Source organism: Vibrio sp. 947 (assembly GCF_033339115.1).
Lineage (GTDB): Bacteria > Pseudomonadota > Gammaproteobacteria > Enterobacterales > Vibrionaceae > Vibrio > Vibrio alginolyticus.
Genome location: NZ_JAWOTX010000007.1, coordinates 204390 through 229589, shown reverse-complemented (window position 1 = coordinate 229589; position 25200 = coordinate 204390). Strand labels below are relative to the sequence as shown.

Annotated in this window: 25 protein-coding genes; 14 read left to right on the top strand and 11 right to left on the bottom strand. The window is 37.1% G+C overall.

The genetic code is table 11. The features are described from left to right. Positions 1-15: 15 nt before the first annotated feature. The 3 genes from R7Q39_RS11640 to R7Q39_RS11630 form a co-directional block, all read right to left on the bottom strand. Positions 16-732, bottom strand: coding sequence for a hypothetical protein (locus R7Q39_RS11640; protein WP_318076302.1), 717 nt, complete (start codon positions 730-732; stop codon positions 16-18). Beyond that, on the bottom strand, positions 729-1232 hold the full coding sequence (locus R7Q39_RS11635; protein ID WP_318076301.1) for a hypothetical protein: 504 nt from the start codon (positions 1230-1232) through the stop codon (positions 729-731). The genes R7Q39_RS11640 and R7Q39_RS11635 overlap by 4 nt, the downstream gene beginning before the upstream one ends. A 71-nt stretch (positions 1233-1303) precedes the next feature. After that, positions 1304-1798, bottom strand: coding sequence for a DUF4402 domain-containing protein (locus R7Q39_RS11630; protein WP_318076300.1), 495 nt, complete (start codon positions 1796-1798; stop codon positions 1304-1306). A 206-nt stretch (positions 1799-2004) separates the two neighbouring features. On the opposite strand from R7Q39_RS11630, the gene R7Q39_RS11625 reads away from it, so the two are divergent. The 3 genes from R7Q39_RS11625 to R7Q39_RS11615 all read left to right on the top strand — a co-directional run bounded on the left by R7Q39_RS11625 (position 2005) and on the right by R7Q39_RS11615 (position 3340). Continuing rightward, positions 2005-2472, top strand: a complete 468-nt coding sequence (locus R7Q39_RS11625; protein ID WP_200859694.1) for a DUF1064 domain-containing protein — start codon at positions 2005-2007, stop codon at positions 2470-2472. Between the two features lie 23 nt (positions 2473-2495). Beyond that, positions 2496-2870: a Fe(2+)-trafficking protein gene (locus R7Q39_RS11620; protein ID WP_318076299.1), complete on the top strand. Its 375-nt coding sequence runs from the start codon at positions 2496-2498 to the stop codon at positions 2868-2870. A gap of 62 nt (positions 2871-2932) precedes the next feature. Continuing rightward, complete coding sequence (locus R7Q39_RS11615) at positions 2933-3340, top strand: hypothetical protein (protein ID WP_318076298.1); 408 nt, start codon at positions 2933-2935, stop codon at positions 3338-3340. Positions 3341-3450: 110 nt separating this feature from the next. On the opposite strand, the gene R7Q39_RS11610 is transcribed toward R7Q39_RS11615, so the two are convergent. Beyond that, on the bottom strand, positions 3451-3774 hold the full coding sequence (locus R7Q39_RS11610; protein ID WP_318076297.1) for a hypothetical protein: 324 nt from the start codon (positions 3772-3774) through the stop codon (positions 3451-3453). A 134-nt stretch (positions 3775-3908) separates the two neighbouring features. Then, positions 3909-4667, bottom strand: coding sequence for a hypothetical protein (locus tag R7Q39_RS11605; protein ID WP_318076296.1), 759 nt, complete (start codon positions 4665-4667; stop codon positions 3909-3911). Positions 4668-4842: 175 nt separating this feature from the next. On the opposite strand from R7Q39_RS11605, the gene R7Q39_RS11600 reads away from it, so the two are divergent. The 3 genes from R7Q39_RS11600 to R7Q39_RS11590 are packed head-to-tail and all read left to right on the top strand — an operon-like array spanning position 4843 to position 8420. Further along, on the top strand, positions 4843-7050 hold the full coding sequence (locus R7Q39_RS11600) for a LysM peptidoglycan-binding domain-containing protein (protein ID WP_318076295.1): 2208 nt from the start codon (positions 4843-4845) through the stop codon (positions 7048-7050). A 43-nt stretch (positions 7051-7093) separates the two neighbouring features. Then, positions 7094-7693: a hypothetical protein gene (locus R7Q39_RS11595; protein ID WP_318076294.1), complete on the top strand. Its 600-nt coding sequence runs from the start codon at positions 7094-7096 to the stop codon at positions 7691-7693. Beyond that, entirely contained in the window at positions 7683-8420 is a 738-nt protein-coding gene (locus tag R7Q39_RS11590) for an SIMPL domain-containing protein (RefSeq protein WP_318076293.1), read from the top strand. Before R7Q39_RS11595 ends, R7Q39_RS11590 begins: the two co-directional genes overlap by 11 nt. Positions 8421-8441: 21 nt before the next feature. On the opposite strand, the gene R7Q39_RS11585 is transcribed toward R7Q39_RS11590, so the two are convergent. The 4 genes from R7Q39_RS11585 to R7Q39_RS11570 all read right to left on the bottom strand — a co-directional run bounded on the left by R7Q39_RS11585 (position 8442) and on the right by R7Q39_RS11570 (position 12587). After that, the gene (locus R7Q39_RS11585) at positions 8442-9239 is read right to left on the bottom strand and encodes a hypothetical protein (protein ID WP_318076292.1); all 798 of its coding nucleotides are present in this window, start codon (positions 9237-9239) and stop codon (positions 8442-8444) included. A 156-nt stretch (positions 9240-9395) separates the two neighbouring features. Then, the gene (locus tag R7Q39_RS11580; protein ID WP_094131748.1) at positions 9396-10358 is read right to left on the bottom strand and encodes a hypothetical protein; all 963 of its coding nucleotides are present in this window, start codon (positions 10356-10358) and stop codon (positions 9396-9398) included. A gap of 25 nt (positions 10359-10383) precedes the next feature. Beyond that, on the bottom strand, positions 10384-10893 hold the full coding sequence (locus tag R7Q39_RS11575; protein WP_318076291.1) for a hypothetical protein: 510 nt from the start codon (positions 10891-10893) through the stop codon (positions 10384-10386). Between the two features lie 419 nt (positions 10894-11312). Beyond that, entirely contained in the window at positions 11313-12587 is a 1275-nt protein-coding gene (locus R7Q39_RS11570) for an RNase H family protein (RefSeq protein ID WP_318076290.1), read from the bottom strand. A 67-nt stretch (positions 12588-12654) separates the two neighbouring features. On the opposite strand from R7Q39_RS11570, the gene R7Q39_RS11565 reads away from it, so the two are divergent. The 7 genes from R7Q39_RS11565 to mfd all read left to right on the top strand — a co-directional run bounded on the left by R7Q39_RS11565 (position 12655) and on the right by mfd (position 23230). Then, the gene (locus R7Q39_RS11565) at positions 12655-12927 is read left to right on the top strand and encodes a hypothetical protein (RefSeq protein WP_038129974.1); all 273 of its coding nucleotides are present in this window, start codon (positions 12655-12657) and stop codon (positions 12925-12927) included. An 88-nt stretch (positions 12928-13015) separates the two neighbouring features. Next, positions 13016-13855 (top strand): hypothetical protein, encoded by an 840-nt coding sequence (locus tag R7Q39_RS11560; protein ID WP_318076289.1) that lies wholly within the window; start codon positions 13016-13018, stop codon positions 13853-13855. Between the two features lie 262 nt (positions 13856-14117). Then, on the top strand, positions 14118-15197 hold the full coding sequence (locus R7Q39_RS11555; protein WP_241619718.1) for a hypothetical protein: 1080 nt from the start codon (positions 14118-14120) through the stop codon (positions 15195-15197). 64 nt (positions 15198-15261) lie between these two features. Continuing rightward, a complete protein-coding gene (locus R7Q39_RS11550) occupies positions 15262-16377 on the top strand; it encodes a hypothetical protein (protein ID WP_318076288.1) in 1116 nt (371 codons plus the stop codon). A gap of 97 nt (positions 16378-16474) precedes the next feature. Beyond that, positions 16475-18379, top strand: a complete 1905-nt coding sequence (locus R7Q39_RS11545) for an ATP-binding protein (RefSeq protein WP_318076287.1) — start codon at positions 16475-16477, stop codon at positions 18377-18379. A gap of 48 nt (positions 18380-18427) precedes the next feature. Beyond that, positions 18428-19666 carry a DUF6638 family protein gene (locus R7Q39_RS11540; RefSeq protein ID WP_118895333.1) on the top strand — a complete coding sequence of 413 codons (1239 nt, stop codon included), beginning with the start codon at positions 18428-18430 and terminating at the stop codon, positions 19664-19666. A 102-nt stretch (positions 19667-19768) separates the two neighbouring features. Further along, a complete protein-coding gene (gene mfd, locus R7Q39_RS11535) occupies positions 19769-23230 on the top strand; it encodes a transcription-repair coupling factor (protein WP_318076286.1) in 3462 nt (1153 codons plus the stop codon). A 30-nt stretch (positions 23231-23260) separates the two neighbouring features. Here mfd and R7Q39_RS11530 read toward each other — a convergent pair whose 3' ends face one another. Next, positions 23261-23827: a DUF3592 domain-containing protein gene (locus tag R7Q39_RS11530; protein ID WP_053318357.1), complete on the bottom strand. Its 567-nt coding sequence runs from the start codon at positions 23825-23827 to the stop codon at positions 23261-23263. Between the two features lie 86 nt (positions 23828-23913). After that, positions 23914-24414 (bottom strand): hypothetical protein, encoded by a 501-nt coding sequence (locus R7Q39_RS11525; RefSeq protein ID WP_318076285.1) that lies wholly within the window; start codon positions 24412-24414, stop codon positions 23914-23916. 69 nt (positions 24415-24483) lie between these two features. On the opposite strand from R7Q39_RS11525, the gene R7Q39_RS11520 reads away from it, so the two are divergent. Continuing rightward, positions 24484-25137: a hypothetical protein gene (locus R7Q39_RS11520; RefSeq protein ID WP_318076284.1), complete on the top strand. Its 654-nt coding sequence runs from the start codon at positions 24484-24486 to the stop codon at positions 25135-25137. The last annotated feature ends 63 nt before the right edge of the window (positions 25138-25200 follow it).

Genomic DNA, 25200 nt, shown 5'->3' with positions numbered 1-25200 from the left:
ACCTGCGACCTGACGCTATAGAACCGTACAGGTTTTAGCTTTTGCTGGTGCGTCAACTGGCGTAAAGGTGACTTTGTCACCAGAAGCAAATCCTAGTGTTCTCTTACTCTCTCGAAGAACGGTTGTGTTGCGAATTTCATCGCCCACTTTAAATTCACCATCAAGCTTATATGGGGAGTTGTTCTTAATTTCGATTTCGCCCTTGCCGCAGTTCATAGCGTAATCAGTGACAATGTCACCTTTTCTACCGTAAACAGCAATTGCTGTTTCAAACTTAATATCTAAGTTCATGTTTACGCCTTCAGTTTCTGTACCAACTGAAGCTTGAGCAGCGTTCTCTTTCATTTTTACAATGATGTGTGAACGGTAGTCGCCTGCATCTTCCTGCTTGGAAACGATTCGAACTTTTACGTCACGTCTTTGACCAGGCTTTAGGTTTAAAACTTTCGGAGCAACCCTAATGTCAGACTCAATATTTTCGATGTCAGCTACGCCATCTTTGATATGCTCACCTGCACGAAGACCTTCCTCGCCAATTTCCAAGTATTGCGGATCAATTTCGAGGCGGATTTGCTCACTACCCGTGTTAGTAACAATGAATGTTTTTGTTAGTGGCTTGTCGATGTCAAATTCTAAGCGTCCTGGAGCAACTAGAAAACTAGTGCTTGCTGATGCTGCCGCAGATGACAAAAGAAGCGCGGTTGCAATTAAGCTGCGTTTTATATTTCTCATAAAAATTCTACCCTAATCTCAGGTCTTGTAGCATAAAAATTCTTTTGATTTTTACTCTTTATTTTCACTGAAGCTCCAAGTCGAATATCTGACAAAGAGCCATATCTATTTAGTATTCCATATCCCTCCCTGGTTACACTGCCTCCAAAGCGATAATTGAAAAGCATAACTTTATCACTTGGGTGACTAGGATAAGGGTAAGGAAACATAAATTTATTTTTATTTGAAACCTTCAACCGAAACCGCTGATATGGTCTTCCGCATGTTATGGAAAATATGGCAGCTCCAGAATCATCAGGTTGTATCGTAAGAACTTGGTTAAAACCTCCTACGCCATCGAAATGTATACCTTTTATACTATCAATGTCAAGATTATTCCTATTGCAATATGAATTACTTGGGTAATTTGGCGGATTGAATCCATGAGCTAATGAGCTTATAGGGAATGCCAGCGTAAATAGCCCTACAGCGCAAAACTTAGCCAAGTATTTATGTCTCATATTATGACTCCATTTTTTATAACGATAAAAAAACGCTCCACACTGGGAGCGTTTTCTTCGGAGATTATCTATTACAGATAAGTTAGGCGGAATGTTGCTGTACCACGGAACTCGCCAGCGATATCGTTAGCTTGTACGTGTGCCGTACCACCTACCCTAAGGTTAGATAAGTCACCAGAGCTACTGAACTGTGCATTACCACTTGCGTCCATACTACCACCGTATGTGAATGTATCTACTGTGATTTTCTTGGTATCATCTGAACCATCACCAGTAGTCATCACAATGGATGATTCTACAACTTGACCTTTAACTTCCCAGTTTGCAGTACCACGAGCAGTAAATACTGCTGCATCAACAGAAGTTGGTGCGGTCACTACATTCACGTTTTGATTTGCAAGAGTTGGTTCGAAATCCAAACCTTTAACTTCTGTCAGATCAATTGGAGCCAAAAGACTTAAAGTTGCGTCGAATGATTCATCTGCATTTGCATGGGCTGTTGCGGCAAACCCTGCAAACATTGATGTTAATGCAACGGATAATGCGATTTTTTTAAAGTTCTTCATAGCGTGCTACCTTTATTATTGTTTATTTGATATTATTTATTTCTTTTTTTATTATAATTAATTTTGGAAAGCATGTCACAAAGTGGTTGCTTCACCCCTAATATTGTAAGAATATTCTTATTCAATGCAAGGTTTTTTATGATTAAATTTAATACAGTATTTATTTTCAAATATAATAAATTAAATATCCTTTAGGTATTAATACCATGACATCGACTAACAAAAAAATCAGTGAGCTTAGATCTGGTGAGAGAGTTTCCCTAAAAGACTTTCATGCTATGGGTGGGCTATCTAAAGCTCGCATCAAAACATCCTCTAAACCAGATCAGAAAGAAAAACCCAAAAACAGTAAGTATCGTGCCAAGAAGGTCGAGATTGACGGAATTACGTTTGATTCTGGACATGAGGGTGCGAGATATAGGGATTTAAAAGTTTTGGAGCGAGTTGGAGAGATTGAAAACTTAAGACTTCAAGTCGCCTACCCTCTTGAGGTAAATGGGATTCTTATCTGTAAATATTATGCGGATTTCGTTTATGTTAAGGATGGTGAGGAAGTTGTTGAAGACGTAAAAGGCTTTAGAACGAAAGAATACAACCTAAAGAAAAAGATGATGAAAGCCATTTACGGTATTGACATTTTCGAGTACTATCACAACCAAAAGAAATTAAAATAACATTACAAACAAAGGGTTTAATAATGAAAACTATTTTATGTGCAAAGTATGGTAAAGAGCTTGAGGCTCTTCCTAAACCACCAGTTAAGGGTGAGTTAGGTGAAAAGGTTTACCAAAAATTAAGCGTTAAAGGATGGCGTTTATGGCAAATGTGCCAAACCATTATCATCAACGACCAAGGTCTAAACTTGATGGAAGATGGAGCCATTGCTCATGTGATGGAATCACTAAGCGAATTCCTTGAAAGCAATGAGATTGAGAAAGAACTATTAAATAAATTAGTTAAACAAGATGTTGAGTTGCCAGATGATCTATTAGCCATTGCGCAAGAGCGCGGTTTACTAGATGAATCGGATGATAAAAAGCTCGAACCAGAAGACATGTTCTACGAAGCATAAAATTAATTACAGCCCTATTACCATTAATAGGGCTTACTTTTTAATATATCGATAGGTTCGTTATGGAACTGAAAGTCTTATCCAATGAAGAATATTCTTTTTTTGAAAGGCATCAGTCGAGAAAGAGAAATCCTTTCGAAGCTGAAAACTATGTAAACACCATAAAGTATAAAGGCAGAGAACTGGTGTTCATTTCTGAAATGGAACCTCATGCCGATATTGCAATCAACAGTGAAAAGAAATGGAAAGTTAAGTTTCATGCAGTTCATCCAGATTACCGATTTGTATTTCATGATAAGGGTCAACTTCACGTATTGGAGCCACAAAAAGACACGATTTATGAATTCGAATATCAGAAGAGACATGGACTCATACACAAAGAGCGAGTCAAGCACTTTAAAGGAAGAAAGTTTTGGGAGTCTCAATGGGAACCAGAAAAGACCGTTAAAGCACTTTTTGAGTTTTTGTAAGAAGTAAAGGTGTGGAATTTAAACACTTCAAAGAATGTGGCTCTATACACACTTCGTACTAATGAGCCACAATAGTTATCATGCCTAATGAAAAAAAGAAAAATGTTCGCTTACATGCTAACATCAATTTCCAAAACCGATTCCTCTAAGTTTTTTGAGCTTGTGTATTTATGAACGATAAGAAATTTTTCTATTAATCTCTTATCAATTAATACAAGCTCTTTATCTATGGGGTGCGGTTTCTCATCAATGCTTATATCTAAAAGACTTTTTGGAATTTGATATAAATATTCATTAAAAAAGTACTTGCTGTCTTCAAGCTCATGTCTCCATATGCGACTATGACTTTTCTTCTCACAAATCTTGATTGTTTGACCTGTTTTCATTTTTATACAATGAGAAACTAGTAGCTCAGGATATTCATCTTTAAACATTTTTGTTTCCTGAATTTAGTTGAATAATCTAAAAACCGCACGTTAGTCTAATTTTTTGACTTCTGTGCGGATTTCTAGGTTATGGTAATTACCCTGCTCGTTATGAGCTTATTTGTTCTTCATGGTCATGCATTTTAGAATGCATACTTCATTACGAAGTAGCAAACTACAACCCAAAATGCGAGAACGATGTAAACGAGAGTGCTTTTCTTGCCTATGCTTTTCAATGCGCTGTAAGAAATTATCGCAGGGATCATTGAAATGATACTGCTTGCAATAGCAAACTGCATTTCAATGTCAGACCAATCTATATTTAACATCATAATAAGCGTTAATGGTGATGAAATAAGTGCAGTTGCAGGGAAAAGATACCCGAGCATTTTTTGATAATCGCCATTATCGTAATGAACGCTAAGAGTCTTCGCAAAAATGAAAATGAATGAGCCAATAAAAAAGTTATTAAATAAAGACACACCAAATGGAACCAATGCAACGATAGCACATAGAACAATTGACGAAGGAATGGTTTCCCAGGAAGGCACACCTACTTTGAAAGCAGCATTTATAGTTACGGCTAGACCTACGACAAAAGACCCTATCAGCATGTGATAGATACCAAAAGTAAGTTTAGGAAACACTCCTTCTTGCAGTGTTTTTATTGGATGGCTGTGCATCGACTTCATGTATGACCAAAAACTTAGCTTCCTTAAGTCTTCATCAATACTGACGTTAACTTCAATCTTGCCATTGCTATTGTGTTCTACAACTTTCTCTTTTGGTTGCTCTACGGGAGCTGGCGCATCTGAGAACAGTTTGGAATCATCTTCAGAGTAGAATTCTTTATTAGAATTGGTACTTAAATTGGTATCAGTTTCAGTTGTTACCTTTTTCATATTTAATCCTTTTTTGTTTTTTATGCATTATACTAATATGGTGCTATAAGTGGAATCATAAAAACAACAAAATTGGTTTATAATTTTGGGTTTCTCAATTATTTATATCTTTTATTTCTATTTTTATGTTGATATACTTTTATTAACTGAATAAAAAATAAAAAAGGCATCTCGCATGAGCGACAATCAAAAATCCAAAATTGAAGAGCTGGTAGAACAAGCTGAACAGCCGATTGCTCCTAAACAAGAGCAACCAGAAGTTGCACCTATTCCTGCTCAACCTGAAGATCAGCCTCTTACTTTTGCTGAAGCAAATGGCGCTACATTCTCTGATGATATGATCGAAGAGTTTAAAGATCTTCCTCAATTCTACAAGAGTGCTCTGTACCTAAAAGAAATTCAAAAACCTGAGAATGAAGAGCTTTACAGCAAGTTGATTGCTAAACATGTTGATAAGTCTCTTGCTGACGAAGAAGATGATTTCGGTAATGACAAGTTTGTGAAATCACTTGTTAAATACAATATCATTGAAGAAGATGAAGAGTTCGCCTCAATCCGTAAAGAGGTGGATAAAAATCTTGCCAAGATCCGTGATTCCCACATCAAGAAAAATCTTGAAAGTGCTGGCTTTACTCAAGACGAAATCGCTCAATTCGATAAAGAGAGTATTGAATCTCTAAAAGTGCAAAAACTTTTCTTCAATGAAATGGTTTTTGAACATAACGGCAAAGGCATGGCTAACATTGCACAAGGTCGCCAGTTTATTGATGCCCTTAAAGTCAATAAAGACGCGATCATGGGATTCTTGGGTAACAAGAATACTCAGTATGCTATGAATGCAATGGGTCTGGCTTTAGCTGTTAGCTCTGGCGGTACTGTTCCACTTATTATGCAGGGTATCAAGTTTGCTGGCATGGCTATGCAGAATGAAACTGTAAAAGGGATTTTCAAAAACTTTACCGATAAAGTTGAAGGTGAATTTGCTAAACGCGGTATCGATATCACTCCTGCAAAAGAGATTGCTGAAAAAGCTGGTGGTTTCCTTGGCGGTCTGAAGAATAGTCGCTTTGTGAAAGCTGCAATGGTTGTTGGCGTAGTTGTTGGTGTAGGCTCTGTTGCAGACCTTGTAACCGATGGTCAAGTTTCTGATTTGGTTGGGCAAGCGCTAGACGGTCCATTAGATGCGGTTGGTCTGAAAGACAGCTTTGAAAATGCTCTTGGTGGTGCAGATGGTACGCCAACAGATAGTGCTCCAACAGATGGTGCAAGCGCAAATGGTGTTGAAGTAAAAGCTGATGGAGCTGGTGACAGCGTAACAACCGAAGTGGTAACGCCACAAGTGACTGAACATGTTGTTCAGAGTGGTGACAAAGCAATGACCATCGCTAAGCAAGCCTATTTCGATGCTACGGGTTCCTACCCTACCGAACAGCAAATCGTTGCGATTGTAAATGACTTTGGTCTTAACGATCCTAACAAAATCATGCCAGGGCAAGTCATTGAGGTTCCAGCGAACTTTGACAAATATGCCCTTGATTCATTGGGTAAGGTGCAAGCGGATTGGTTGATAGAGCCACAATCAGCAGCAGCTAGTGCTACAGCAGTTGCGGACATTAGCGCTGGTGGTGTCACAAGCATTCAATCATTCTACAATATAGAGATGATCAATCAGTCATATGGTTCTGGTCAGACTATTGAAGCCATTCAAAAAATGAATGAAGGGCTAGACATCACGAACCTAAGTCCTGGTGATGAAGTTATCCTTGGTGATATGGTTTATACAGTACCTGATGTTAGCGATGCTATTATCAACACCACTTTCGGTAAATATGGTGCTCCTGACTTTATCGATACCGATGCATTTGTTGATATGGTAAAAGAGGCAAACCCAGACAAAGACTTGTCTGAAGGTTTATTTGGCTTCCAAACGCTTGGAGGCAACTCAGACATTGGATCATTGTTAGCTCAAGACGGATTGCTAGAAATCCCTCCTGTTGACTACAACGCCTTGAACCCATCGGTTACAGAAACGACCATTTCAGGTGTTAATCACAATAACATCAGAATGCATGTATTGAATGCTGCTTACCCTGACGGTGTTCCAGAGCTGCTAGATACAAATGTGTTCATGGATGTTGTTAAGGATATGAACCCTGAACTTGATAGACTTCAAAACAAAGAGTATTTCTCTGCGAATGTAACATTCCCTACTATGGATCAGATTCAAGCGCACATTAATGGCTTTGATTCACCGAATGTTGAGGTTTACCAACAAACCCCTTCTGAAGCGGTTCAAATTAATAAAGGAATCTCAGCAGAAGACATCAAGAAGAAAGCCCTTGAAATGGCAAGTAAAGCCAATGACAAAGGTTATACGATATAGTAAAGTTAGGGCGGATTATCCGCCCTTTTTTAATGTGAATAAAATGAATAAAGAAATAAAAAGACTTTTAAATAGTAAGGCATTTTTTATGTGCAATAAAATTCAACAAAGAATTTTAGATATCAGATTCGGAAATTTTGATTCTGGTCTTAAGCCATTAATAAATGCACTAATGATCCCGCTTTTTGACTATTCAGCGAAAGATGAAGTTTTTGTAGATAGGAAGTCAAGACTGTCGATTGAGGATGGTGATAATGGATTCAAATATTACTTGTCCGTGAACTTCAAAGGCGCTATGAATCAAAAATATCATATGACTATTGAAGTGGCATCGAAACTTGGAAGTGTTGGCTATGAGCTTTTAAAATCTAATATCCCAGACATAGTAAAGATACATCTTTTGGAAGTGTCCATAATGGTGCTGACTGTCTCGGATGATGAATGGAATGATTTCACAATCTTGGAATCAGAGTCTTCTTTTGGCTTCATGAAAAAGCTGGATTTCATTAAGACTAACCGATGTGGAAATTATGAAATACCCGAAAAGATCATGAATGAAATTGACTTTAAAGAACTATGTATGGTAAATGAATTTATAAAAGACCTAAATAATTTTTTGGAAAAAAGAAAAAATGAACGTTAAAAAATCATGTTTAGCTCTACTGATCAGCATGAGTGCTGTTTCAACTGCATTTGCAAATAACTCTAATTACGATTTTCCTCACTTTATAACTTCAGGTGAAGGTGTTGTTCATGCAGTGCCTGACCAGGCTGAGATCACAATGACAGCCAAGTACATAGCTAAAACACCTGAACAAGCAAAAATAAAAGTAGACTTGGCGGTTAATAAGTTTATGAATGATGTGAAGGATATTGATGAAACTATCTCAATTGAAAGCGCGAACATTCGTATTAATCCAATATACAGCTATCCAGATAAAGGTGAGAGGGTTTTAGAAAGCTACGAGTCTGTTCGAAATGTTCTTTTGAAAACAGATGACTTAGAAAAGTTAAACGGAATTATATCTGTTGGAGTGAATTCAGGAATGAACGGGTTATCTTCAATGGTGCTAAAAGTTGCTGATGAAGATAAGTACCGTGATGAAGCGCGACAGTTAGCTTTTAAATCAGCACTTAACAAAGCCAAGACTATTTCAGACAACTTCGGCTTCTCAAGATATAAAGCATATCGCGTAGAATACCAAAGAAATTCACCGCAATATCAGCCTATGAACCTTAAAGCTAATTTCGCTATGAGTTCAGAAGCTAAGTCTAACTCCTATTCAAACTCAACGATTACATTCAGAGACACCGTAGAAGTTGTTTATCATGCAGATGGAACGTCCTACCTAGATAAGAAGTACTTCTAACAAATAAGCCCCTCTCGGGGCTTACTGTAATTTTTGGTAAACTGACACCATGAAATCTTTGGGAGTAAGTCTATCTGGCTTGCTCCCCTTCATTATTCGATCATAAAAATCTATGAAACGCTCACCAGGCTTCACTGGATGAGTTTTTGCATATTTTATCGCATATGAAGAGTCGTAAATCACAGACATCTCATTCTTCATCGTAGATCTGAATTTTAAGATCTCATCTGCTGCTGTTGCGAAGTCTTTTTTATCAAGCACATGCTGATGATAAAGTGAAAACACATCTGAAAACACTTCCATTTTGTGTATGCGTATAGACTTCTCGACTAACGCGTTTACTGGAGACTCTAGTTTTTCCCATCTATCTTCAGGAAAGTAAGAAAGCAGAGCGTCAGCATAAGCACTTTCACTCTCATAGTATTCAGAAGGAATATCTTGGTTATCACGTATAAAATTGAAGCAATGCCCCAATTCATGTAGATATGTGAATCTATCCTTTAACTCCGCTTCAGACTTTGAAACTATGAAGCAATATCTGTATCTGCCACCTTTAAAATTTAAACTAGCAGCGGAAGCTCCATGATCAGATATCTTCTTAAACTTCCATGTTACATCTTCTGCAATAGAAATAGGTAAATCATTAATAAACTTGCTGTCCAGTTCTTTTAGGTAAGCATTGTCGTTAAGACCAACCTTGATTACAGGGATTATTTTACCACCCAATACATTGTATGCTTCCGCAACTTCTGCGCGAGCACCTCTTGGATAGGCTTCTTCGAAACTTGTCGTCTTAAAAAGCTCATTAACATGAGCCAATATGACGAATGCTAGTACTACTGCTGACAGCGAGTATATTCGAGAACCCAATATGAATCTAAACATCTTAACACCTGTCATCTCGAATAAAGTATATTTTCTCTTATACCCAAAATGACACTTAAAGTCAATAAAAAACCCGCAAAGCGGGTTTTGTTAGTTGATGCTTTTAATTGTTTTAAATTCATCAGACTGAAGCACTGTTTCCCTAGCAAAGTTGCCTCTGTCTTCGATTTCTTTTTGGTTCATGATTGCTGACAATACAATGTAATGAGGCACACTACCCTTCAGAGATTCATAAGTGATTTTAAAAGCAGTAAGAGTGTCAATTTCTAGCGGAATGTTTCCAGCCTGAACCTCTCTGATTAATCTCATAGTGAAAGGTCTGTCAAAGTCACTCACCATATAAGCTGGTGCATCAACATTTTTCTCTTTCTGATCTAGGTAATGAACAATATCAGTTAGACCTTCACCCTTTCTCATTGCTTGCAGAGAGGCGTCAATACCCGCGTATACATTGAAGTAATACTCATATAGGGTTTCATCTGCAATTTGCTCTACATCTTGTTTCTGGTTGTAGAACTCCTTGTATTTGTAAGCAGCATCAAGCACTTCTTCTCTTGGAATAATTGGCTCGATTAGTACTTTAAAGTTTTCAAATCCAATTTTGCACTTTGAAGACTGGTAGTAAAATGGTGCTTTAGAAGATGAGTCTCTGTCATCTAGAGCAGTCATAAAACACCGATTCTTGCCTTCTGAATTTGACGCGAGAAGATAAGGTTTTGGTGGGTATGCATTAAGTGCCTCTTTAAGTTTACCTTCTACTTCAGTTAAGTCAGAGTTACCGAACGTGATTTTATCCAGAGAATGTAGCCTGCTAAGATCAGACTCGCTGAAAAAGAGAGGGACGACCGCTCCATCATAATGAACATAAAGTTCCTCTTCCAGTGTTGATGCATCTGACGGGTCTTTGTACGCGTCATGTATGGTAAGGACTTTTGTCTTATTAAACTTATTCATTGTTGCTTCAATTAAGTCAGGGTTTATAACATGTGTTACACCTAACCCAATACCGATTAAGATGATAATCGACACTAAACTTACTATTACGGCTTTCATATGGGTCAAACCTTATTCATTTTGTTTATTTAATTATCAGGTACAATAGCAAAAACAACATTAATTGAGCAATAGCTATTTGAGGAAGCATTTCTAATATGAGTTTACCTTTAAAGTCTGAAAAATCATCATCATTTGGAATGATAAGGTAAGATTCATTTTCATTATTTGGATTTACCCATACTGGCACATCAGAACCTATCTTTAACTTAACTAATCGCTCATAAGCGGAAAACAAAGGAAAGTTGGTAACTGACATCGAAGATGTCTTGCCGTTTGAAGTCAAATACTCATAATCAATTCTAATGTTTTCAGTGAAAACCAATCTTTCTAGATTAGCATCGTCATTTTCCATCAAATGCGCATTCATAAGAACATCTGTGATGACAGCTCTTTTCTTAGACCATTTTCTTAATTTTTTAGACTGATTTTGGTAGTCTCCAACAACATCTCTCATGTCGATGAGCTTTTCTCTAATGTCATTAACTAGAAAGACAAACAGAAGAAGCGCAAAAATTCCAATCAAAACATTCATACAAGCACCCATAAAGTAAAAATGAACACACAAAATATAATTGTGCAGTATCCATAATATCTAAAAGGAATTACATTCCTTGGGTCAGTTAAAGAGGACAGTCTTAAGTCACTTCTATTAATGTAGACCTGTCTAAACTTGCTCTCGCTTGCAATCACCTTTTCAATTTCATACTTTGAGCTTGATAGCTTGCCGTATTTGAATGCTAGTGACACATGAATGCGTTTGCCTTTAAATTTTGTCTCTACAACTATTTCGTTCTTTTCTATATCTAAGTGGATAACCTTTCCCTTTATAGCATTCCCATAACTTGACTTGATCGTATGGAGTTTATGAATCTTATAGTAATTAAAAAAGAATGCTAAAATTAAAAAGGCTACCCATAAAAGCAGCCAAATATTCATTTATTTATATTCCGTTTACCTGATAAAGCCTGGTTCTCTTTCATTTTCAGAGGTATTTTCCAGTTTTTGCTTTATTACGTCAACATTTACTTTGGATAAAGAAACAGCGTTAAACGCGCCGAATCGCTTAGAAAATTTTTCAGACGCGCTATTCGACTGAGCTACTTCCTTAGTAACAAGCTCTACATTCTCATTCCACTGTAGAACTGAAGCTAGCATTCTCGGCGTTTTTTTTCCTTCCAGCAAGACAGATTTCTTTGTTTTCAAACCCAATACAGAACGATACTCCTTTAGTAATAGCTTCTCTTGATTTCGTAAGTCCATATCTTGCGGATTGTAATCTATACCCTTCGATACTGATCTGGCTTTCTTCCAAATTTCATTGGCTTTATTAAGTCTATCTAAACTACCACTACCAATAATCTCATCAACCTTATCCAAGTTGAATCTTTTAAGCCCCCTTTTGATCATGTAGTCGATAGCGTAACTTCTTGAATGGAACGAGCCTGAAAAGTTCTTCTTAATAATTTTTTCTGGGTTGCCAATGCTTGTATCATAAGTATGATGCTTCCCTTCAGAGTTTTTCAGAAGAGTGTAGCTTATAGCATTCTCAATGGCTTTATCTGTCCCTTTACTAGCCCAATGGTCACATTCCGAATTACCAATTAAATGGTTAACAAGCTCTCGATGATGCTCTGCTTCAACATCAATGTAGATCTTTTTCCCTCTATATTCATCTAAAACATGAGAACGTACCCATTGAGCTTTTAATGATTCAATCATTTGGTTGGATTGTAATGTCTCTCTGATTTTTGACAAAACATTAATATGCTCATCAATAAGCTCTCTTGAAATTCCAAATTCAGTTAAACCTGTTCTTTCATACTGTTCTTCGCCAGTTGCATCAAGTATTTCATCCATTGAATTTAAGTAATACATGGAATCTTGAGAATCAGTAATAATTAAAATTCTTGAGGGTACTTCAACAGCAGCGACAGCGTTCAAGATAGCGTGTAATTCGGCTTCAATGTTGTCAGCATTATCTCGGTAGCCAAATCTCATGCCCTGCTCACCACTAGCTCGTTCTGCCATCCATGCCCAACCACAAAACCCTTTTTGGTCAGAACTAAGAACATTGCCTTTAGCAGAACCATCAGTATAAATGGTTATATTTTCTGTAGCATATGGAATCGATTTCCTGTGAACTTCAATTGTATGATTAATTCCTTTTTGTGAGTCCCTGTAATTCTGCATAACTTCAGACGCAGGAACTTTATGTTCTTTTTTCATTATGCTTTTTTCTCTTTGTTGTTTGTTTTATACTTCGATTATATCATAACTATAAGAAATAAATAATATGAACTATCAACTAGAATATGTACTATCTCAGGAAGGCGATCTGATAATCGGACTACCTTCTGAACTCGCAAAAAACAAGCCTATTTCAGCATTTTATCATGATGGATCAGTCTGTCTTGTTATTGGTGAGAGTGGAATTCTTTTAGATTTTCTTCCTGCTCCATATTTATCAATATTAAAAAGTAAAGGTTACTTTTTTATCAGCTCTCTCATCGATGACCAGCAACTCATGTTTGAGTCTGTTAAGATCAAAGAGCGATACGAAGTTTAATTATTTAACCCAAGTATTAAAGAAAAAATATTGCCTTATGTCAACCCCTCTGCAATAATTCACTATTATTATCAGAGGGATGGATACCATGAGCTTTTCTGAGTTATCGATTAGATTCAAGAAGTGTTTCACTGACATTCTTTTTCTTTCAGATCTTGTCGTCAAGTCGGTTGATGAAGAATCTGTGATATTGCCTGAATTTGAAAACCACAATTCTGGTATCGGGTTTTTGACTTCTGCTCTCAATGATTATTGGCACTCAGGTGAAGGAGATGCTCGTTTTACATCATGTCATGTTGGAATCGTTTTAGCCAATCGCCAAACTATTCAGTACTTAAACCTTTTGAATAAAAAGAAGGTTGAATTCCACCAGCTATATAACTCGCTTAATGAAATATCCAAGCTTGAGATGGACAATTTTCTTGTTACTCTTTGTAAATCAGGTGCAATTCATGCCAGGCTTTCAAGGCTGGGTTTGAACCGTATCCACATAAAGCAAGTATATCGTCATATTTACAGTGTTGATGGTAATGTGAAGAGTGTCGCCTATTCACATTACAAGCGAGGTAAATCCATTGTTAAGTATGACAAAGAGAAAGCTGAAGCTGATCTTATAGCTTTAAACAAATCTCAGCCACCACACATCAAGATTCAGCTAGAGAAGCTATACCAACACCCGTCTTCAATACCGCTTGTTCAAGTGAGAGCTAACGCTCCAACAATAAAGGCGAACATTTTTTTTGAAGATGTTACAGCCCCACTTACCATTAAAACTAAAATGCCCATATTTATGCGTTCGACAGGTGATTTTAAGGTTTCATTCGCTCCATCCATGAAAAACAGAAACGTTTCTACGCGATCCGACTCAACCATTGAGCCTGAACCGTTCCTACCTAGTATTTCTGTCTATAGAAAAATAAAGCCATAGCTATGAAGGTCTACTGCACTTCCCAGTAGATCGTAAAATTCCCCTTTTTTCACAGCGCCTTAAATTTTTCAAAAAAATCGTTGCACTTGTCGCTTTCTTGCGTATACAATCCGCTTAAAGAATTATTTTGTATCACAGATAAAAACTCAACACGCTTAAAAATAAAGACTTTTGCTGTTGACAGAATGTTTTTTATACGTAATATAAAATGAAATTTTTAGAATAAATCTAAATCAATCAATAAAAGCGAAGGAATTAACGAATGTTAACGAATCTTGATAAGTTAGAAGCTGAAACCAAAAGCGTTATAGAAACTGCTCGTAATGCTGAAAACACAGCAAAAGTTGTTGAGCAAATTATCGAGGGCGCTGATCAAGTAGCAATTGACTCTATGATTGATGTTGAAAACGCATCTCTGAGCCAAGTGTCAAAGTTTGGCGATTCAATGAACGCAGACATTGTAAACCTGATCCACGGTCTTGATAATCAAACCAATGAGGTTGGCGCTCAACTTTCTAGTCTTCAAGAAGAAAAACTATCTGAAAAGATTGTTGGTATTTTCTTTAAGAAAAAAGCGCGTGAAATGCGAGCTGAACGTATCAAAACAAATGATATTTCGGACAACCTCAACGAGCTGATCAACCAATCAAACCGAATTAAGCACATCCTAGAAGGTCAACGAGATATTCTACGTGAAAAACGTGAAGTTGGCTTAGCCACCCTTGAAAATGCGCAGAAAACTTTCGTTGAAGTGGTTGCTAAGCGTGAAGAAGCAGAGAAGAATATCCGAGACGTTCTTGCCCCTGCCCTTACTGAGCTTGAACTTCAAATGCGTGAAGCTGCTGATCAAACTACTCGCGCCGAATTTGAAGCAAAAGTTTCTAAAGCTAAGATTGAACTGAATGATGCAAATAATGAAATTCAGAAACTTACTTCACAAGGTCAGTCACTTGAAAAGTACATCTCAATGCATAAAACTGCGATTGACTCTTTGAGCAACCAGCTAAACAACCAGATTGTTCTAATTGAAAAACTGACCACTGATACTGAGCACCGTACAGTACTTTACGATCAATTCGAGCACTCACTAAAAACTGCTGACCAGCAAATGATTGCTCACGCAATCAATGATATTGGTGCAGCAGTGGATAACAAAACTCAAGAAGGCATGGCTGCTATTGGTGCTGCGACTAACCGCCGCATGGCTGAGACTCTTGAATCTCATAAAGGTCACATGGCTAACAGTACTGAGATTTTGCGTAAGAAACAAGCTGCTGACAAAGAGTTCTATGAGCGCTTTGGTAAAGTTCTTGATGACCACAAAGCTGCAAATTACAACTAATTGTAAAGTTTCTACTTTTCCAAATGCCTGTTAAATCAGGCATTTGTTTTCAAAGGTTTATCAAATGTCTGATCTAATTAATAAAGGGACTCAAGTTGAATGTAATGAACGTACACGCCATTACTTCAATGTCCTAAACCACGTATTACCAAAAGTAGAAAACTTATTCAGAAGCAGCTCAAAACTTCCTGATGGATTAGGTGTAGATCATTACATTAATCTTTTCTATCGTTCGGTTAACGCTCTATCTCTTAAGTACTACTTTAACGGCGATGAACGCGATGAAAGCGTTGAAAGACTTACAATTCAGACAGACGGTAGCGGCTTCCCGACCAGGAAAGAATTCATTTTTCTAGATTCCATCAAAAAGAATATTGAAAATGAACAAGCAAACTACCCTTCTGCTGAGCAATTAAAAGAGAAAATTCTTTCACATGTCATGACTAAGAAAGAAGTTCCTTATGCTTTGCAAAAGAACCTGTCATACAGATTGTACTTGGATTGGGTTGAGTCTAATGATGTCTTCTTGCCTTACAACGAACCTTCTTGGGGTTTAATTAAAAGCAACGAAAAGACAGGGCGACCAACCATTCTTATGACTTGGGCTAACTTCGACCATGATAGAGGCATCCCAACCATCTACATCATGAAGGCTGAAGTAAGCCGAAGAGATTTCGAAGTTGAAGATTTCGTTGATCAGCATACTGATCGCCTAAAGCAAGTTATTAAGGACAACACAGTCTCAGCTTACAAACTTCTACAGATTGCTAAAACCATTGATGGCGAATTTGACGACCTTCATCCTGTTGAATTGAAGCGTGTCTCTCTGGGTCCAATTTACTGTAGTGGTATCACAGAGCACAATGACATTATTGAAAATGTGCTTAAAAAAGTAGCTGATACTGATGATAACTGGTTATTCCAATGGAAAGTTGAAACCTTATTATCAAAAGGTTCGGAAATTAAAAGTCGAGGAATTTTATCTTCAAAACAAGAAATTCAAATTTACGACATTCCAAGACATGATGCTGTTTGCGTAGATAACGGTATTTCAAATTATGCTGTTAGTATGATTATCCCTTACCGCGCATACCAAGCTCTTGCAGATTCTGACCAAAAAGCTTTATTAAGTGAAAGAAAGTTTGTGGTTGGCGATGATGGTGAACTAATTAGATTGTAAACACCTGATATTTAATGCAGATTACCGTAATAATAACCAAGATAAAAAGTCTTGGTTATTAAAATAATTAATCAATAAATGAATTAACGAGTAAAAGATGACAGAATCAAATAAAAACCTAATCAAGATAGATGAGAAGGATATCGAGAAACACTACACTAACGCGATGAATCGAATTAATCGATTCAACTACTCTAACAAAGATAGTGCGAGTGATTCGAGTGCCTCTTCTTTTTCAATGACATCATCACTTTCAAACAACACTCTTGTTGAACTAAACAAGTCAATCTTGAATGTGACTCCAAATGATGCCCTTGCGTCTGAATCTCAGCACAAAGTAATTCATGCATTACGCCGCGCACTGTCTGTATCAACGGCTATCAATGAACAATACACAAACTTCTCAGGTCTTTCAGATCTAGAAGAAAAGATTAAGCGCAATCAATACTTAACTGATGAAGAGAAGACGCGCCGTTCTGAGATGAGCAAAACTCTCACGATTATCGGTACTCATGTAACTGCATCTTACATTGTTCATGCTCTAGGTGCTCACACTACAACTTCAAATATTGAAGCGCAAACTTACACCATTGATGTAAGCTCAAATCTTAACGCTCTATACTCAATGCTTAATGGCTTGAACGAAAACGTTAAGAACCAGGCTAAGTCGGATGAAGTCCTAATCAACGTTGTTGTTGATTACTTTGAAAAAGTAATTTCAAACAATGAGCGTCACGTTGAAGGCTTAAAACACTTATCTGCCTATGAGAGCAACACTTTCTTTATTGAAAAAGATAAGTTTGAAGTTCACGGTTTTGATAAAATCTCCAAGAACGCAACTAAAAAAGTTCAAATGAAACGTGTTGAGCCGCATGAAGTTGTTGGTAACGCTATTGCAAAGCAACACTGCTTGAAAATCGTTAAGAAACTTCTTTGTTACGACTTTGAGCGTAAAATGAACCCGTTTGTTGAGATTGGTGGTTTCCCATTCACTATTCTTGGTGACGGTAAGCCTGGTACTGGTAAGACAACATTGATCCAGATGACCTCAACTTTACTATCTGATTACTGTGAGCGACTGGGTCTACCGTACTACTACGAAAACTTCAGTACTGACAATATCAGTGAGTATCAGGGTAAATCTGCTCAGAATGCTAAAGCATTCATCAACAATGTTGTGAATCCTGACTGTCTAGGCTTTGGTACGATTGATGATATCGACCAGATTGCAGGTAAGCGTGGTGATAGTAAATCTTCTGCTGGTCAGCAAGAAGTGACAGCAGTTCTTATGGAGTCTTTTGCTGGCGCTAAAACAATTGTTCGTGGTAACTGCATCTTTGGCATGTTTACTAACCATGCTGAAAATATGGATCCAGCACTTCGCCAACGTGCAATTACACGATTCTTGATTGACGGTCCTAAGACCAAAGAGGATTTTGCTGACCTGTTTTACATTCTATCGAAGAACAAAACAGAGATCCCATATGGCGATAATGAGCCACTAAGCACTCAAGAAATTCAAACAGCAGTTCAAGAAAGCTATGAGCAGCACAATAAACCTCAAGAGCCACAACTTCTTGAAGTTTACGAAGCTACCGTCAAGCAGCTTGGTCATGAATTTGAAAGCTTTGAAGATGTAGCGATTTACTGTGACAACGTACTTTCAGTATACCCAGACTTCTCTGGTCGATCAGTAGCTAACATTGCATCATCTGCGCTTGGTCGTGCTTCAGACGCAGACCTTCCTGAGGAATGGTTCGAAGAACGCTCAGTGTTTATCGACAAGTCCTACGAAGAAAAGCTGGAAATGATCAAGTCATACGTGAAGAAACTTGAGATTGCACTAATTCTTCAAGAATTTAATGCTTACATGGACTCTGAATTCCGCTCTAAGAACAAGAGCGATAATGAAGAAGTTAATGAAAAAGTTCGTCAAGCCCGTCTGAATGAGAAGGCTACCTTGCTTCTTCAAAAAGAACGAGAAGCAGAGAACAATCAGTAAGTCTTATTAGCGGGTGCCAGTCACCCGCTTTAGTAATGAGAATATTTTATGAATTACACTAAGCAACTTGAAAGCATGATTAACAGTCAGTTACTGTTAGTTAATAAACCCCATATGGTAGAGCGCTACAATAACGCTCTAGCAGCGCTTACAGGCAAGCGCACTACTCTAACTGAGTTCCACATCGATATTTGCGGCTACAGCCCTGAGATTGCTGCTGAGATGGAAGATAGCAGCTTTTTGAACCCTAATGGTGTAAACCGCCAGTTCATCATCATTGATGTTCGTCAGGCAAACTTGCGTTCTATTAGCTTATCTTTCTCATCTACCCCATTCGTTATCAAAAAGTTTATTAACGACAATAAAAATGAAATCATGGCGTTAACTGCTTTGGATAGTGTGTTTGGTGAAATCGAAAATAATGTTATTCGCGTTGAGTGTTTGAGTGACATCTTAAATATCCACGAACTATCAATTGTTTGTGATACACCGAAAAAAATTATCAAAACCAACCAAGAAATCGCGGGTAAAGTATCAGAACTGAGAAACTCTGATAGTATTGAATTTCTTTCGGAAGATAAGCTTGAAGACCTTGCTTCGTTGTGTCGTAAGACACCAAGTATTTCTTACGATTGCTATCTCCCTAAAAAGAATAAGTATAAGAAGACTTCAGTATTTACAAATCACTACGGTGGATTTTATCGAATCTATCTGACGAATGGTGATAAATACGTCATCTTTATGGATGAGAAGAAGTTTCCTCACGACCAAGTGCCTAAAGGCATTAAGTGCATCAACTTCCAAGAAATTGACAAGGTTATTGAAATTCTTCTAAAAAGTAGAATTCTTGTTGATAGAAATGGTTCTGAATTGCAAGAAGTTAAAGAGCATCTTAGTAAAATCCGTGATCGTATCGTCATTGACCACCTTGCTAGTAGCCAGGGCGTTAACCATGAAAGCGTTGATTCATATCTAATCAACCAAATGGTTAGGGATAATCCTGATGACTTACCTGTTGAGTTTCATGAGATCAGTCGAATCATTTCGAAGCTTACAAGATCAGAGCGAATCAAAGTAACTAGTAAGTACATTCTGTATACTCACAAAGTTAATGGTACTTTGCTTGAGGGTGAGGAAGGTAGCTACCTAATCAACCACTTAATGTCTAATTACATGAATTACTCTTACAATAAGTTGTTTCAATATAACTTGGATGCATTCAAAGAAAGATTTGCGAAATGGCCTGATGCAAAGAAAGCATATGTGCTTTCCTGCTTAAAAGTTTAATCGGCGCATCTCTTTAATTTACCAATAAAAAAACCTCAGATCATTGACATCAAACATAATATTTTTTAAATTACATGTTGGTCTATTATCTGAGGTTTAACGATGAGTAACACTGGGTGCTCCGAACTAAAGAACATTCAAAATGTTTGTAAAAAGGGAATCGGGGGTCTCTGCGGCTCATCTGTATCATTAGCAATTTCCGAAATATTTAGTGATTTAGTAAAAAGCTCAATCATTGTTTGTAAGGATAACAATGAAGCTTCTGAGATTTTGTCTCAGTTGAGATTCTTCTCTGCTGTCAATGAAGACCAAATCATACACATTCCAGAGATTGAAGTTCTTCCATATGATACAGAATCACCGAACGCGTCAGTTTCCGCATTAAGAATTTCTGCGTTCAACAAACTTGCGAGTATGAATGGTGACAAACGTCTTGTTGTTACCACTGCTGCGGCAGCTACCCAGTACATAATGGATTTCGACTACTGGATAAATACTCAGATTAATTTAAAAGTTAATGAACAAGTATCAATTCAACAAGTTGAACAAAAACTGATTGCTGTAGGTTACGAGAAAGCGAATCTTGAAGTCACCAAACCAGGTGAATTCACGGTTATCAATAACATTCTTGATATCTACCCCCTATCACATGATAAACCTGCACGTATTGCAGTTTCAGACAGTGATCACATTACCTCTATCAAGACTTTCGATAGCATTACTCAAAAGAGCATTGCTACACTTGAGTCTATCCAAATTTTGCAAGCAAGAGAGGTTCCGCTTGATAAACCATCAAGCATCCTATTTCGCAAAAACTTCAGGAAAGAATTTTCATCAGCAACAGGTGATGTAACCTACTCACAAATTTCAGCAGGTGAAACTCCTGAAGGGATTGAGTTCTACACTTATTTATATGATCAGCACACAACACTAATGGAAAAACTGTCTGAAAGGCAGTTTAATGTATTTCTAACTAGTGGATTTAGCTGTCATTACTCTCAAGTTATTTCAACAGCTAAAGAGAGATATGAAGAGTTAAAGGATGATAAGAAGCGAAAAATCCTGCCGCCACAAAAGGTATGGCTAAATTCAGAGAGTCTAATTGACTGTATTTCTAGAACAAACAGCATCTTTCTTTCTGAAGATAAAAAAGGTTTTGATACAGTATACGATACTGAGAATACAGGTTTTAGCAAAAAGCATAGCTTGAGTGATATCATGTCTATGCTTTCTCCTTATGTGAAAAAGGCTGAAAAGGTCGTTTTTGTGCTTCACTCTGAGGCTCGTAGCGACCAAATAGTAGCAATATCCAGACTACTAAGAATGAAATCCCTCTTTGCTAAAAAGTGGGATGAGGCAAAAAACGCTCCTGAAAAAGCAGTGATTGTTTACTCTAATGTAAACACAGGCTACTTCGATAATACTCATAAAATCCTAGTTGTTACCGAAAAAGAAATCTTTGGTATGCCTATACAGGCTAAGATAGAGGATGAATCAGAGGTAGTTGATGAGGATAACAATCACCAATTTATTAAAGATCTTGAAATCGATGATTTAGTTGTACATACACATTACGGTATCGGTAAATACAAGGGGCTTAAGCAACTATCTCTTGAAACGGACGGTAATGAGTATTTCACAATAGAGTACCAAGACTCGGCACTTGCTTTTGTGCAAATCAGCGATTTGCACTTAGTAAATAAATACAATGGACTAAACCCTGAATCTGTAAAAATTGATAGGTTAGATGAAAAAGGCAGCTCTTGGAAAGATGAGATTGCAAAAGTAGTCGATGATATCGAAGGCACTGCCCTAACCCTTATTGAAGCTCAAATTCAGCGTGAAAAAATGGTGGGTATACAGATACCCGAGCCGAAAGCCGACTACTACCGCTTTTGTCGTGAGTTTCCATATCAAGCAACGAATGATCAGCTAAAAGCCGTTGAAGATGTCAAAAACGACTTGGTCTCTGCACGACCTATGGATAGATTAGTTGCAGGTGATGTTGGTTTTGGTAAAACTGAAGTGGCTTTACGCGCATCTATGATTGTTGCCTCTGCTGGTGCTCAGGTTGTCCTGGTAGCTCCCTCAACCATCCTTGCACAGCAACACTATAGAAGCTTTAAAGCTAGGTTTGAATCGTTTGGAATCAATGTTGTAGAGCTAACATCAGGCACACAGAAAATTGAAAAGGAAATTATCCAACAGATAGAAAATGGTGAGGCTCATATCATTATTGGTACTCATAAAGCCATAAAACGAGCTATCGATTACCATAATTTAGCGTTGGTTATTATAGATGAAGAGCATAGATTTGGTGTAAACGACAAAGAAAATATACGTAGTAGATTTTCAGGCATTAATATACTAGCCATGACAGCAACACCTATTCCTAGAACACTAAATATGTCTCTAAGTGGAATTAAGGACACTAGTACTTTAAGACAGCCACCAGCAAATAGATTGAATATCAGAACAATTGTGTCTGAATTTAATGATCAGTTAATTGTTGAAGCCATTAAGCGTGAAATGCTTCGTAATGGTCAGTTATTTTTCTTACACAATAATACAACTTCTATATATGCTAGAGCTGAATATCTTAAAAATCTATTCCCTGATCTAAGGATAGGTATTGCTCATGGTAAAATGCACGCTCTAGAAGTTGAAGCAGTGATGTCAGCATTCTATAAGCATGAATTTGACATGCTCATTGCTACAACAATCATTGAGAACGGTATCGATGTTCCTAATGCAAACACTATCCTTATTGAAAATGCGAACGCCTTTGGCTTGGCAGCATTGCATCAGTTAAGGGGTCGTGTTGGTCGCTCTACTCGTCAAGGGTACGCTTATCTACTTACTTCAGGGAACAACATCACTGAAGAAGGTATGAAACGACTAAATGCTATGGAAAAAACATCCAAGATTGGTGAGGGCTACAAGCTTGCGAACCACGATCTTGAGATTCGAGGTGCTGGTGAAATACTTGGTGAAAGCCAAAGTGGTCACATTTCAAAAATGGGATACTCTCTGTATCACTTTATCTTGAATAAATGTATTGAGATCCTTAAGAGTAATAATTTTGAAAGCTTGAGTGACTTCCAATTACAATCGCTTAAAGAAGGTGATGAATCTATTAATATAGACGTTGGAGTTAAATACAGTATTCCTGAAAACTACATACCTCATCCTAATTTAAGACTTTACTACTATAGAAGAATATCTATGGCTGAAAAGGTATCAGAGGTAAATGATGTATTCCAAGAAATGGAGGATAGATTTGGTAAATCTCCATATTTGGTCGGAAACCTAATATTTATCACTAAGCTTAAAATGGCAGCGAAGAGACTGAAGATTGTTGGTATTCATGCAAATGAAGACGGTGGCAAGATTATCTTCTCTCGCTCAGTGAAAGACAGAGATTCCATCCTCAACATCTTCGTTAAAGACCCTGAGAATATGCAAATCTCTGCTGTGCATGGTGAAAAGGCAATGATACATTTTAACAAGAAGTTACCTAACACCAAAGATCGCGTTGGGTACATAAGACAGATACTTCTGTAAATGTTTAGAGGACTGCTCCGTAGCAGTCCTCTACATAATTCCATTGTGTTGTAAGACATCAATAATTAGCGCTGCTAAGTAATACATTGATATGAAAATTACTGTATATGAAGGGATCTGACTAACCACTAATGATAATGTTGGATTGTTGTCCAGCACACAATCGCTAGACAATTCTGGATTGTAAAACACCTTCACTTGTCTACCCTGCACTGCCTTACTCATTAATTCTTCTTTCTTCATTCTACAGTATCGTCTTAGAGACCCGTACTTTGCGTAACTTGAAGCCAAATCAAACTGATCGCCTCGATACCTTACTCCATTTACCTCATATGAATACACAATCTGAAAGCGTTCTGAAAATGCATTTTTCTTTTGTGTGACATAAAGAATTTTTCCAGTTACTGAAGGCCACCCCTTTGCTCTAGAAACATAAAAGCTTCTGACAATATGATTTACAGCAGATAGAATCATGGCAATCATCATGGCTATCAAGACTTCTTTTGGTGCGAGGGTGAATATCTCAGTGTATTTAGTATCTAAATAATTAAAGAAAACAACCAGTAAGCCACCACTTATTAATATATTAAAAAACATAGTGCCTCTTTTTATTATTAAATTTTTTCGAAATCCTAACAGATAATCAAACAGCCTACAATATCTACTGATATTTAAGAGTTATATCACCCTAAAGAAAGAGATTTCTTACCAGGCTTTCTAGGTCGCCACAATTCATGTGAAGGATCTTTGCCAGCAATTACTGATATTATCTTCATGATTTCGATATTTCCACCAGAAAGCTTCAAGAAATTGTTTGCAACTTCTGATAAGGCACTTACATATGATTCTGATTTATATCTTTTAATTGTTTGTTCCGAAAATCTTTCTGTTATTTCGCTATCTGTGGAAACTTTATTAGTTTCTAGATAGATCACACTTTCCCTAATCTCACTCTCCTTATCAATTACAATGGATATCATCTTTATGATTTCAGCTCGCTCAGTTCCAGGCATTTGCTGAACTGTAACTTCTCGACTTAAATCGTTTTTGTAATACATTTTTGTTTTTATAGTAAAATCAGAAATTGCCACAACGGGAGAACTTGTTTCAAGTAGTGAAACCTCTTCATCCTTTTCGTTAAACTGCCTTACCGTGTATAAGAAAACTTCTTCCATATCATTCATGAGGTCTTTTTATTTATTATTAAAGAATGGTATTATTATAAAAAAGAAAAAATAAACGGTAAATAAGATATGAGACCTAACTTCATTAAAGAGTACAAGAAAAACGAATTTTGGCATGAAAAAGGTGTGTTATTTGACGTGCTTCAAAGGTTTGTAATGGAAAACGGCACTTATTCTTCCGATTATGAAGATAATGATGAAGGTTGTTATCGTTGGGCATCTGATTGTGGTAGAACACAAATTGAGGTTTCGTACCCTTTTCCAGATGTTCCTACATATGATGATAGATATGAAATTCTCAACAATCCAGTAAGACTAAGTCGCAGAGGTCGAGTTGAAGTAATCGAAACGGTTTATAAAGCTGATCATGCTGAAACATTAAAGCAATCTTGGGAAGCATTTACAAAAACTGACCAGTGGAAGCAATATGTTGATGAACAAGAAAAACTAGAAATCGTTGTAGACCCTAATGACATCATCCCTGAATTTATTACAGACTGGATTGTTGTTCATAAGCTAGACGAGGAAGGTCAAAAAATCATTGAAAAAGAAGAGATTCATTTCTCCTTCAATAATGATGGGACTGATGATCGCTCTGAAACAGTTAAATTTGATAGTGTTGTTTTCGCGCCCATCTATAATGAGCGGAAACGACAATTTGAGTTGGAGTCCGCCAACAAAAAACAAAAAAACATGGCAAATGTTAAAGGAATGGAGCGATAAGCTCCATTTTTTTTGGTTGAATTATTTATTTCGGGAAATATAATAACGTCAAAAGAATGATAA